This is a genomic window from Labrenzia sp. 011 (genome assembly GCF_003075075.1).
GTDB lineage: Bacteria > Pseudomonadota > Alphaproteobacteria > Rhizobiales > Stappiaceae > Roseibium.
Genome location: NZ_QCYM01000010.1, coordinates 99,451 through 110,613 on the forward strand (window position 1 = coordinate 99,451; position 11,163 = coordinate 110,613).

Consider the following 11,163-nt stretch of genomic DNA (forward strand, 5'->3'; position numbering starts at 1 on the left):
GCCGGTCTTTGTAGGGAACCGGCCGCGGGCTTATTACGGCTCGCCATAACAAAAAGGGCGGAGCAGCCCTCCGCTAGATGGACATGGCACGGCAGGAAGCGAACAACGTATTCGCACTGACGTCGTTGCTTTACGGCGCCAACGCAGCCTATATCGAAGACCTCTACGCACAATACAAGACGGACCCGGGTTCGGTTGAGGCCGAGTGGCGGGATTTCTTTGCGTCCTTCCAGGACGAAAAGGAAGCCGTCCTGAAGGAAGCGCGCGGGGCAACCTGGAAACGCAAGGACTGGCCGATCGAGGCCGATGGCGACCTCGTCAATGCCTTTGACGGCAATTGGGCGCCGATCGAGCAGAAGCTCGGCGAAAAGCTGAAGAAGAAGGCGGAAGCCGGCGGCGCGCCGGTTTCGGAGATGGAAGTGCATCAGGCGACCCGCGACTCCGTGCGCGCCCTGATGATGATCCGCGCCTACCGCATGCGCGGCCATCTTCATGCCGATCTCGATCCGCTCGGCCTTGCCGGCAAGGGCGATCACGAGGAACTGCACCCGTCCTCCTACGGCTTTACGGAAAACGACTGGGACCGCAAGATCTTCATCGATCATGTGCTCGGTCTCGAATACGCCACCATCCGCGAGATGCTGGACATCCTGAAGCGGACCTATTGCTCGACGCTCGGCGTCGAATTCATGCATATTTCCGATCCTGCGGCCAAATCCTGGATTCAGGAGCGCATCGAAGGACCGGACAAGCAGGTCGATTTCACGGCCGAGGGCAAGAAGGCGATCCTCAACAAGCTGGTCGAGGCAGAAGGCTTCGAAAAGTTCCTGGACGTCAAATACACCGGCACCAAGCGCTTCGGCCTGGACGGCGGCGAGGCCCTGATCCCCGCGCTGGAGCAGATCATCAAGCGCGGCGGCCAGATGGGCCTGAAGGAAATCGTTCTCGGCATGGCCCACCGCGGCCGCCTGAACGTTCTGTCCCAGGTCATGGGCAAGCCGCACCGGGCCATCTTCCACGAGTTCAAGGGCGGCTCTTCCGCGCCGGACGAAGTGGAAGGATCCGGCGATGTGAAATACCATCTCGGCGCGTCCTCGGACCGCACCTTCGACGGCAACAACGTGCACCTGTCGCTGACGGCGAACCCGTCGCACCTGGAAATCGTCAATCCGGTGGTCCTCGGCAAGGCGCGCGCCAAGCAGGACCAGCTCTCCGCCGATGATGACGGCAAATTCGTCGAGACCACGGAAGTCGACCGCAGCACAGTGCTGCCGCTGCTTCTGCACGGCGATGCGGCTTTCGCCGGTCAGGGCGTCGTGGCCGAGTGTTTCGGTCTGTCCGCCCTGCGTGGCCACCGCACCGGCGGTTCGGTCCATGTGATCATCAACAACCAGATCGGTTTCACCACCAATCCGCGCTTCTCCCGTTCCTCGCCCTATCCCTCGGACATGGCGAAGGTGATCGAGGCGCCGATCTTCCACGTCAATGCGGACGATCCGGAAGCGGTTGTCTTCGCGGCCAAGATCGCGATCGAATTCCGGCAGACATTCCACCGGCCGGTGGTGATCGACATCATCTGTTACCGGCGGTTCGGCCACAACGAGGGCGACGAGCCGGCCTTCACGCAGCCGATCATGTACCGCAAGATCCGCAAGCACGCGACGACCCTGCAGCTCTACTCCGAGCGACTGATCGGCGAAGGCGTCATCAGCCAGGAGGAAGTCGACCGGATGAAGGCCGACTGGCGCAAGCATCTGGACGAGGAATTCGATTCCGGGCAGGCCTTCAAGCCGAACAAGGCCGACTGGCTGGACGGCAAATGGGCCGGCATGAAGCGTGCGGACAATGAAGACGATCCGCGCCGGGGCCAGACCGGCCTGCCGATCCAGGAAGTCAAGGATATCGGTCGGGCGTTGACCCGTGTGCCGGAGGGATTCAACATCCACCGCACCATCGCGCGCTTCATGAAGCACCGCGAACGCATGATCGAAACCGGCGAGGGCATCGACTGGGCTACTGCCGAAGCGTTGGCGTTCGGTTCGCTCCTGAAGGAAGGCCATCCGGTGCGCCTGTCTGGGCAGGACTGCGAACGCGGCACTTTCTCCCAGCGCCATTCGGTGCTCTATGACCAGGAGAACGAAAGCCGCTACATTCCGCTGAACAACGTCGCGCCGGGCACACAGCAGCGCTACGAAGTCATCAACTCGATGCTGTCGGAAGAAGCGGTTCTGGGCTTCGAATACGGCTATTCCCTTGCGGAGCCGCGTGCCCTGACCCTGTGGGAAGCCCAGTTCGGGGACTTCGCCAATGGCGCGCAGGTGCTGTTCGACCAGTTCATCTCCTCCGGCGAGCGCAAATGGCTGCGCATGTCCGGCCTCGTCTGCCTGCTGCCGCATGGCTACGAGGGGCAGGGGCCGGAACATTCCTCCGCACGGCTGGAACGCTTCCTGCAGATGTGCGCGGAAGACAACATGCAGGTGGCCAACTGTACGACCCCGGCCAACTACTTCCACATCCTGCGCCGTCAGCTGCGTCGCGAAATCCGCAAGCCGCTGATCCTGATGACGCCGAAATCCCTCCTGCGCCACAAGCGGGCGGTGTCCACGATCGCCGAACTCGGTCCGGACTCCTCCTTCCACCGGCTGCTTTGGGACGATGCGCAATACAATCCCGCGTCGGAAACCAAGCTGGTGGCGGACGACAAGATCAAGCGCGTCGTCATGTGCACGGGCAAGGTCTATTACGATCTTTACGAAGAGCGGGAAAAACGCGGCATCGACGACATCTACCTGCTGCGTGTCGAACAGCCCTATCCCTTCCCGAAGAAGGCGCTGATGCTCGAACTTGCCCGCTTCCCGCAGGCCGAAATGGTCTGGTGCCAGGAAGAACCCCGGAACATGGGGTGCTGGTTCTTCGTCGAGCCCTATATAGAATGGGTCCTCGGGCAGATCGACGCCAGGCACAAGCGGCCGCGCTATGCGGGCCGTCCCGCCATGGCATCGACCGCGACAGGACTGATGTCCGCACATCTTGCTCAACTGCAGGCGTTCCTCGAAGAGGCTCTTGGAAACTAATCGTTGAGAGGGCCTGCGGGCCCTCTTTCAAAAACTGGCCAGGTAATTTTAAGAGAAGGCGACCATGGCAACCGAAATTCGCGTGCCCACGCTGGGCGAATCCGTTTCAGAAGCAACGATTGCGCAGTGGTTCAAGAAACCCGGTGATGCCGTCAGTCAGGACGAGCCGCTCGTTGAACTGGAAACCGACAAGGTCACTGTCGAAGTTCCCGCTCCGGCCGCAGGCACTCTGGAAAGCATCCTGGTGAAGGAAGGCGACACGGTCGAGGTCGGCGCGCTTCTGGGCCAGATCGCCGAAGGGGCTGCCGCCGCACCGAAGGCCGAAGCGGCTCCTGCGAAGGAAGACAGCAAGGCCGCGGCGAAAGCGGAACTGGTCGATGTGCTCACGCCGAGCGCCGGCGAATCCGTCACCGAGGCGGAAGTCGGCGAATGGAGTGTCAAGGTCGGCGATATGGTCAAGGCCGACGACACGCTCGTCGAGCTGGAAACCGACAAGGCCGCCCAGGAGGTTCCTGCCCCGGTTGCCGGCAAGGTGGTCAAGATTTCCGCGGAAACCGGCAGCACCGTCGAACCGGGCGTTCTGCTGTGCCAGATCGCCCCCTCGGGAGAAGGGGCCGCTGCGGCTCCGGCCGAAAGCAAGCCGGCCGCTCCCGCCCAGGCCCAGCCGGCGCCCGCCGTGTCCTCCGGCTCCTCCATGCCCCCGGCTCCCGCGGCTGCCAAGATGATTGCCGAAAACAACCTGTCCGCCGATCAGCTCGGCGGCTCCGGCAAGCGCGGTCAGGTTCTGAAGGGAGACGTCATCGACGCGCTCGCTTCCGGCGCCACGGCAAGCGCCTCCGCACCGGCCCCGGCACAGGTTGCCCGCGGTCCGGTCGCCGCCCAGGACGAGGCGCGCGAGGAACGCGTGCGCATGACCAAACTGCGCCAGACCATCGCCCGCCGGCTCAAGGATGCCCAGAACACCGCCGCCATGCTGACCACCTATAACGAGGTGGACATGGGACCGGTCATGGAGCTGCGCAAGCAGTACAAGGACCTGTTCGAGAAGAAGCACGGCGTCAAGCTCGGGTTCATGGGTTTCTTCACCAAGGCGGTGACCCATGCCCTGAAAGAGGTTCCCGCGGTCAATGCGGAGATCGACGGCAACGACATCATCTACAAGAACTTCTGCCACATCGGCGTGGCCGTCGGCACCGACAAGGGCCTTGTGGTTCCCGTCGTGCGCGATGCCGACCAGATGTCCATCGCCGAGGTCGAGAAGGAAATCGGCAATCTCGGCAGGAAGGCCCGGGACGGCAAGCTCGGCATGGCTGACATGACCGGCGGCACCTTCACCATCTCCAACGGCGGGGTGTATGGTTCGCTCATGTCGTCGCCCATCCTGAACGCACCGCAGTCCGGCATTCTGGGCATGCACAAGATCCAGGAGCGGCCGATGGCCGTGAACGGTCAGGTGGTGATCCGTCCGATGATGTATCTGGCGCTTTCCTATGACCACCGGGTCATCGACGGCAAGGAAGCCGTGACCTTCCTGGTTCGTGTCAAGGAAAGCCTGGAGGATCCGCAGCGCCTGGTTCTGGATCTCTGATCCGGAAAGACCCTGGAGAAGCCGGCAGATGAGCCCCGATTTTCTGATCACCGCGTTGATTGTGGTGCTGGTTCCCGGAACCGGTGTCGCCTACACGGTGGCGGTCGGTCTCGGCAGCGGGCGGCGGGCATCCGTCGCCGCCGCCGTTGGCTGCACGCTCGGAATCATCCCGGCCATCCTGGCCTCCGTCATTGGCGTGGCGGCGCTGATGCACACCAGTGCGCTGGTGTTTCAGGCCGTCAAATATGCCGGTGTCGCCTATCTGCTGTATCTTGCCTGGCAAACCCTGAAGGACAGGGGCCCGCTTGACCTGACAGCGGACAGGAACGCGCGCGCCGGAGACCTGGCGACCGCGCGCACCGGATTTCTGATCAATATTCTCAATCCGAAACTGACCGTGTTCTTTCTGGCCTTCCTGCCGCAGTTCGTCAGCCCGCTTGCGCTCGATCCTACGCTCGACATGCTGCTCCTGGGCGGGGTCTTCATGGCCATGACCTTCGCGATCTTCGTGATTTACGGACAGTTCGCCGCGCTGGTGGGCGAAAGGGTCCTGCGCAGTGACAGGGTCATGATGTGGATGCGCCGTACGGTTGCCGCGGCCTTCGCCGGCTTCGGCCTGCGGCTGGCATTGACGGAGCGATGATGCGACGGGAGACGCAGCTGGCCCACCGGAACCTGGGCTGCCGGCAAGGCATCGGAAACGCTTCGTTCCCTCAACTGAATGAATGGCCTCAACCGGAGGCGGAATGGCTGAAGAAATTGTCATAGTAACCGGCGGAAGCCGTGGAATTGGTGCCAGTGTTTGCCGCAAGCTTGCGGCGGGTGGCCGGACGGTGCTCGTCAATTTTGCGCGCAATTCCGATGCGGCGGACGAACTCGTCGACGAAATCCGGGCCGCCGGCGGCACGGCCGTGGCTGTTCAGGGCGATGTCAGCGACGAGGCCGACGTCCTCAACCTGTTTGCCGAGGCCGACAACCTCGGCACTCTGACGGGACTGGTCAACAACGCCGGCATTCTCGATGTGGCGCAGCGGGTGGACGAAATGTCTCTCGACCGCATGACCCGGATCTTCTCCGTCAACGTCATCGGATCGTTCCTGTGTGCCCGCGAGGCGGTGCGGCGGATGTCGACCCGCCTGGGCGGCAGGGGCGGGTCGATTGTCAATCTCGGTTCGGCCTCCTCCAAGCTCGGTTCGCCGGGTCAGTATGTCGACTACGCGGCGGCGAAAGGGGCGATCGACACCATGACGGTCGGTCTGGCGCTTGAAGTCGCGCAGGAGGGGATCCGCGTGAACGCGGTTCGCCCGGGCATCATCGACACCGAGATCCACGCCTCGGGCGGCATACCCGACCGGGTGGCGCGGCTCCAGTCCCGACTGCCGATGAAACGTGCCGGCTCCGCCGACGAGGTGGCCGATGCGATTCTCTGGTTGATGTCGGACCAGGCAAGTTACACGACCGGCGCAATTCTGGATGTTTCCGGAGGCCGGGCAATCCTACCATGATCCAGATTCCTGGACTCACACTTAAAGAGGCAAAGGCGGCCCAACATGTCCCAATATGATCTTGTCATCATCGGAACCGGCCCGGGTGGCTATGTTTGCGCGATCAAGGCAGCGCAGCTTGGCCTGAAGACGGCAGTCGTGGAGAAAAACGCAACTCTTGGCGGGACCTGTCTCAATATCGGCTGCATCCCCTCCAAGGCGCTGCTGCACGCCTCCGAGATGTTCGAGGAAGCCGGGCACGGTCTTGAAAAGATCGGCGTGAAGGTCTCCAAGCCCAAGCTCGACCTGCCGGCGATGATGAAACACAAGAGCGATGTGGTCGATGCCAACGTCGGCGGTGTCGCCTTCCTGATGAAGAAGAACAAGATCGACGTGCACACCGGGACCGGCAAGGTCCTCGCTCAAGGCAAGGTCGAGGTGACCGCCGAAGACGGCGCGGCGACGGTTCTTGAAACCAGAAACATCGTCATTGCCACCGGCTCGGAAGTCATGCCGCTGCCTGGGGTCGAGATCGACGAGAAGCAGATTGTTTCCTCCACCGGCGCGCTGGAGCTTGAAAAGGTGCCCGGCAAGCTGGTCGTCGTCGGCGGCGGCGTGATCGGTCTGGAACTGGGCTCGGTCTGGAACCGGCTCGGCTCCAAGGTCACCGTCGTCGAGTTCATGGACAAGATTCTCGGACCGATGGACGGTGATGTCTCCAAGAACTTCCAGCGCATGCTGAAAAAGCAGGGCATGGAGTTCAAGCTCTCGTCCAAGGTGACCGGCGTCGAGAAAAAGGGCAAGGGCCTTGCGGTGACCGTCGAGCCCGCCAAGGGCGGTGACAAGGAAGTCCTGGAAGCGGACATCGTTCTGGTCGCCATCGGCCGCCGTCCCTATACCGAGGGACTGGGTCTGGACACGGCCGGTGTGGCGCTGGACGAACGCGGGCGCGTGCAGATCGACGCCCACTACAAGACCAATGTGGACGGCATCTATGCCATCGGCGATGTCGTCGCCGGCCCGATGCTGGCGCACAAGGCCGAGGACGAAGGGGTTGCATTGGCCGAGATCCTGTCGGGTCAGGCCGGTCACGTGAACTACAACGTCATTCCGGGCGTCGTCTACACCCAGCCGGAAGTCGCCTCCGTCGGCAAGACCGAAGAGGAACTGAAGGCCGCAGGCATCGCCTACAAGACCGGCAAGTTCAACTTCTCGGCCAATGGCCGCGCACGGGCCATGAACAAGACCGACGGCTTCGCCAAGGTTCTGGCCGATGCCAGAACCGACGAGGTCCTGGGCGTGCATATCCTCGGCTTCGGTGCCGGCGAGATGATCCATGAAGCTGCGGTGCTGATGGAATTCGGCGGCTCGTCGGAGGATCTCGCCCGCACCTGCCATGCGCACCCCACCATGTCGGAAGCCGTCAAGGAAGCCGCCCTCGGCGCCTTCTTCAAGACGATCCACTCGTAAGGGCTGTCCCGGGGCCGGTACACGATGACGGAGTGCCCTGCGCTGGAGACAGCGCAGGGCACATTCGCATTTGCAGCCCGGGCCTCCTGCACGAGAAGATGATCCGGACGGCTCACATCATCGCCAATGTGGATGATCTCTTCTTCGTCCTCCGGGCGGCGGAATTCGTGTCGGGCGGACGGCACGGGAAGCCCCTTCTGGCCACTCGGTTTCCGGGTCTCGACAGCTGCCATCTGCAGCCGCGCCTCCATCTGGTTTTGGCCGGCTGGTTCCTTGCTGCGGCGGGGTCAGGCTTTCGTCGGTGCCGCGTGCTCGTCGCGGCACAGGCTGTGATCCCCGAAAGCCTTGAGCACGTTGCAGTCCGTCACCGTATGCCCGCCCTTGCAGCTGGCCGTGATGCGCTCCAGTTCCGCCTCGAGCTTCCGCAGATGGGCAATACGTTCACGCACGGATTGAAGCTGGGTCGCGGCGATCCGGTCCGCTTCGCGGCAGGGCTTGTCCGGATGCTGGCCAAGGTCGATCAGATCCCGGATGGCCGGCATGGGCAGACCGAGGTCGCGGCAATGCCGGATAAAGCCGAGACGGTCCAGATCCTGTGCGCGGTAGCGCCGCTGGTTGCCCTGCGTGCGCAGCGGCGCATCGAGCAGGCCTTCTTTTTCGTAATAGCGGATGGTCGGCACCTTGACGCCGGTCCGCTTCGCCAGTTCCCCGATCGAAAAATCCATGAAAACCTCTTGAACCTCTAGTCGCTATAGGGATTACAAAACCTCCTGCAATGGAATTTCAAGTGCATGGGAGCTTTCGATGGGTACGTGCTGCGGGTCTTCTCAAGGAACCTTTGACGGCATGTCGCGGGACTACCGCCGTCGTCTCTGGCTGGTGATCGCGCTCAATGCCGGCATGTTCATCGTCGAGATGGTTGCCGGCCAGGCCGCCGGATCGAAATCCCTTCAGGCGGATGCGCTCGACTTCTTCGGCGACGCGGCCACCTACGGGATTTCCCTCGCGGTGATCGGGGCTTCCGTGAAGGCCCGTTCCCTGGCGGCGCTGGCCAAGGGGAGCAGCCTGCTGCTGATGGGCATCTGGGTTGCCGCGTCGACGCTCTATCAGCTCTTCGTGCTCGGGGTTCCGCAGGCCGCGGTCATGGGGTCCATAGGATTCCTGGCGCTCGCCGCCAATCTCGCCAGCGTGATGCTGCTGGTCCGCTACAAGGACGGGGACGCCAATGTGCGTTCAGTCTGGCTGTGCTCCCGCAACGATGCGATCGGGAATGTCGCCGTCATGCTGGCGGCTTTGGGGGTCTGGGGAACCGCCACGGCATGGCCGGACCTGGTCGTCGCCGGACTGATGGCAAGCCTCTTCGTCAGCTCCTCGGTGCAGATCCTCAGACAGGCTCTTGCGGAGTATCGCCTCAGCACTGTTCCGGTCATCCCGACTGTCCGATAAAAGGCCCCTGGCTCAAGCCGGTGCCCCGGACCTGTCGGCCCGTCCGTGGTGCGTCATGGAGTGCGCGAAAAGGCCCGCTGCGAAGCAGCGGGCAATTTGGAGAAAATCACCGGTCTGGATCACTCTGCGGGCTTTTCACCCGGAACCGGCAGAACGGTCATTTTCCGCAGAGTTTCATCGCTCAGGTCGTTGGTCGCGATCGCCACGTCGCTGTCGTATTGCAGGGGCGTCACCGCCTCCGCAACCGTGATTTTCTGCTCGGCTTTGGCGGTCTTGTCCCAGGAGCACGCAATTGCCGGTACACCTGCAAATGCGGTCAGGGCGAGGGCCGCGATTCCAGTGGTCAATAGACGCATCTATACACCTCCGTCCGTTCCTCTGCGCAAACCAGCGCAATGGAGAAAAGGATAGGGCAACGGGCCGGTTTGGCAAGAAGAAAGCCCGGATTCCGGCGAATTCGGCCGGGTCGGGCAATCATTTTCGCGTGAGATTGAAGGTTTCTTCCCTGCGCGGTTCGGACAAGTCGTTGACGATGCTGATCACATGAACGTCAAGCATGTCTCCGAAGACCTTCAGCGTGAGCTGCTTGCTGCTCAGAAAGCCGATCAGAAGAACCTGGATGGCCCCGTCCGACCGCCGCTCGGCCTGCGTCCACCCCCATTTGCAGTCCCGTGGAATACAGGCGGTGAAGGCCCGCACCCGCACATGGACCTGATCGTCCAGACACCGGCTTTCCACCTCCACGCGGCTGATTTGTTTCGGCGCGGCATCCTTGTTGACCCAGATGCCGTCTTCCGGCAGCGGGCAGTAGACCCGCTGCTGCGCGAGCGAGGCAACGGCCGACAGCAGAAGAAACCCGGCGGCAAGAACAATCAGACGCATGCGCATTCTCCTGGTGACGGCACGGATCGGCAGGATAACGGGCCTTCCGGCAAAACGCCAACCGGCTGGCGCCCGCATCACCACCCTCTGGTCCCCGTCATTTGACCCGAGGCACCTGTCCCCGGGCTGAACCGGAGCACTTTCGGGTAACACGGGTCGCAGGGGACGGTGTGTCTTGAAAGTGCATGTCTTGCGGCGTTAGCGCCGCGGATGCGCCTTGTCATAGGCGCTCAGGAGATGCGCGCTGTCGATCTCGGTGTAGATCTGCGTGGAGGCAAGGCTGGCATGGCCGAGCAGTTCCTGGATGGTTCTCAGGTCGCCTCCGCCTGCCAGGAGATGTGTCGCGAAGGAATGCCGCAGCGCGTGCGGTGTTGCGGTATCGGGAAGGCCGAGGGCGCCGCGCAGCTTTTCCATCGCCAGCTGGATCATGCGCGGGTTCAGCGGACCGCCGCGCGCACCCAGGAACAGCGGCCCCTCGGGAGAAATGGCATAGGGACATAGCTTCAGGTACCGGTCGACCGCCTCGCTGACCGCGGGCAGGATGGGCACGATCCGCTCCTTGCGCCCCTTGCCGACGATCCGCAGGGTTCGGGCCCCTTGCCGGGGCGCCATGTTGCCGGTGAGCGACAGCGCTTCCGCAATGCGCAGGCCGCAGCCGTAAAGCAGGGTCAGAACGGCGGTGTTGCGCGCCTCGATCCAGGCTTCGCTTTCCATGGCCAGATCGCCGCCGGTGATGCCGATGGCGTCCTTCGGGGAAACCGGCTTGGGCAGGGACCGGGCCTGCCGGGGCGGGCGGACGGCGGCGGAGGCGGCGGCATTGACTTCGCCGCGCCGCTCCAGGAATTTCAGGAAGGAGCGGATGCCTGCAAGCCCCCGGGCCAGGGACCGGCTTTGAACGCCCTGCCGCCTGCGGCTTGCCAGAAAACCTCTGAAATCCGCCGGCTTGAGTGCCGCGATATCCTTGAGCGCGGGCGCACCGCCAAGATGGCCGGTCAGGAACCGCAGGAACTGCCTGAGGTCCCGTTCGTAGGCCAGCAGGGTCTTGTCGGACAGACGCCGCTCGTCCGTCAGATGGTCGAGCCACAGGCCCACGCGCTGATTGAGATCAGGCCTGGCCGTTACGAGAAGGGCATCATTGTCTGCAGGGTGCGCGCACATGATCTCACTCTGGCGCGCAAACTTGACGGTTCGGTTAACGGACGTGCCCACGCCGGCAACG

General features: G+C 63.1%; 10 protein-coding genes. 6 read left to right on the forward strand and 4 right to left on the reverse strand.

Annotation, left to right across the window (positions count from 1 at the left end; all coding sequences use genetic code 11):
- Window positions 1–83 precede the first annotated feature (83 nt).
- The 5 genes from DCO57_RS12570 (at window position 84) to lpdA (ending at window position 7,616) form a co-directional block, all read left to right on the forward strand.
- A complete protein-coding gene (locus DCO57_RS12570) occupies window positions 84–3,074 on the forward strand; it encodes a 2-oxoglutarate dehydrogenase E1 component (RefSeq protein WP_116699316.1) in 2,991 nt (996 codons plus the stop codon).
- 64 nt (window positions 3,075–3,138) lie between these two features.
- A complete protein-coding gene (gene odhB, locus DCO57_RS12575) occupies window positions 3,139–4,662 on the forward strand; it encodes a 2-oxoglutarate dehydrogenase complex dihydrolipoyllysine-residue succinyltransferase (RefSeq protein WP_116699252.1) in 1,524 nt (507 codons plus the stop codon).
- A 28-nt stretch (window positions 4,663–4,690) separates the two neighbouring features.
- Window positions 4,691–5,305 (forward strand): LysE family translocator, encoded by a 615-nt coding sequence (locus DCO57_RS12580; RefSeq protein WP_116699253.1) that lies wholly within the window; start codon window positions 4,691–4,693, stop codon window positions 5,303–5,305.
- Between the two features lie 103 nt (window positions 5,306–5,408).
- On the forward strand, window positions 5,409–6,167 hold the full coding sequence (locus DCO57_RS12585) for an SDR family oxidoreductase (RefSeq protein WP_116699317.1): 759 nt from the start codon (window positions 5,409–5,411) through the stop codon (window positions 6,165–6,167).
- A gap of 45 nt (window positions 6,168–6,212) precedes the next feature.
- Window positions 6,213–7,616 carry a dihydrolipoyl dehydrogenase gene (gene lpdA, locus DCO57_RS12590; RefSeq protein ID WP_116699254.1) on the forward strand — a complete coding sequence of 468 codons (1,404 nt, stop codon included), beginning with the start codon at window positions 6,213–6,215 and terminating at the stop codon, window positions 7,614–7,616.
- Window positions 7,617–7,903: 287 nt separating this feature from the next.
- Here the strand turns inward: lpdA and DCO57_RS12595 are convergent, their stop codons facing one another.
- Entirely contained in the window at window positions 7,904–8,341 is a 438-nt protein-coding gene (locus DCO57_RS12595) for a helix-turn-helix domain-containing protein (protein WP_116699255.1), read from the reverse strand.
- Between the two features lie 79 nt (window positions 8,342–8,420).
- Here DCO57_RS12595 and DCO57_RS12600 point away from each other — a divergent pair, with 79 nt between their 5' ends.
- Window positions 8,421–9,062, forward strand: a complete 642-nt coding sequence (locus tag DCO57_RS12600; protein WP_116699256.1) for a cation transporter — start codon at window positions 8,421–8,423, stop codon at window positions 9,060–9,062.
- Window positions 9,063–9,181: 119 nt separating this feature from the next.
- Here DCO57_RS12600 and DCO57_RS12605 read toward each other — a convergent pair whose 3' ends face one another.
- From DCO57_RS12605 to DCO57_RS12615, 3 genes are all read right to left on the reverse strand, one after another.
- A complete protein-coding gene (locus DCO57_RS12605; protein ID WP_133192666.1) occupies window positions 9,182–9,418 on the reverse strand; it encodes a hypothetical protein in 237 nt (78 codons plus the stop codon).
- A gap of 118 nt (window positions 9,419–9,536) precedes the next feature.
- Window positions 9,537–9,944, reverse strand: a complete 408-nt coding sequence (locus DCO57_RS12610; protein WP_116699258.1) for a serine/threonine protein kinase — start codon at window positions 9,942–9,944, stop codon at window positions 9,537–9,539.
- Window positions 9,945–10,142: 198 nt separating this feature from the next.
- Window positions 10,143–11,102: a tyrosine recombinase XerC gene (locus DCO57_RS12615; protein ID WP_116699259.1), complete on the reverse strand. Its 960-nt coding sequence runs from the start codon at window positions 11,100–11,102 to the stop codon at window positions 10,143–10,145.
- Between the last annotated feature and the right edge of the window lie 61 nt (window positions 11,103–11,163).

What these genes read in the sequence shown, in the direction of transcription:
- DCO57_RS12570 (WP_116699316.1), top strand. Translation starts at nt 84, where the DNA reads ATGGCACGGCAGGAAGCGAACAACGTATTCGCACTGACGTCGTTGCTT.
- odhB (WP_116699252.1), top strand. Translation starts at nt 3,139, where the DNA reads ATGGCAACCGAAATTCGCGTGCCCACGCTGGGCGAATCCGTTTCAGAA.
- DCO57_RS12580 (WP_116699253.1), top strand. Translation starts at nt 4,691, where the DNA reads ATGAGCCCCGATTTTCTGATCACCGCGTTGATTGTGGTGCTGGTTCCC.
- DCO57_RS12585 (WP_116699317.1), top strand. Translation starts at nt 5,409, where the DNA reads ATGGCTGAAGAAATTGTCATAGTAACCGGCGGAAGCCGTGGAATTGGT.
- lpdA (WP_116699254.1), top strand. Translation starts at nt 6,213, where the DNA reads ATGTCCCAATATGATCTTGTCATCATCGGAACCGGCCCGGGTGGCTAT.
- DCO57_RS12595 (WP_116699255.1), bottom strand. Translation starts at nt 8,341, where the DNA reads ATGGATTTTTCGATCGGGGAACTGGCGAAGCGGACCGGCGTCAAGGTG.
- DCO57_RS12600 (WP_116699256.1), top strand. Translation starts at nt 8,421, where the DNA reads ATGGGTACGTGCTGCGGGTCTTCTCAAGGAACCTTTGACGGCATGTCG.
- DCO57_RS12605 (WP_133192666.1), bottom strand. Translation starts at nt 9,418, where the DNA reads ATGCGTCTATTGACCACTGGAATCGCGGCCCTCGCCCTGACCGCATTT.
- DCO57_RS12610 (WP_116699258.1), bottom strand. Translation starts at nt 9,944, where the DNA reads ATGCGTCTGATTGTTCTTGCCGCCGGGTTTCTTCTGCTGTCGGCCGTT.
- DCO57_RS12615 (WP_116699259.1), bottom strand. Translation starts at nt 11,102, where the DNA reads ATGTGCGCGCACCCTGCAGACAATGATGCCCTTCTCGTAACGGCCAGG.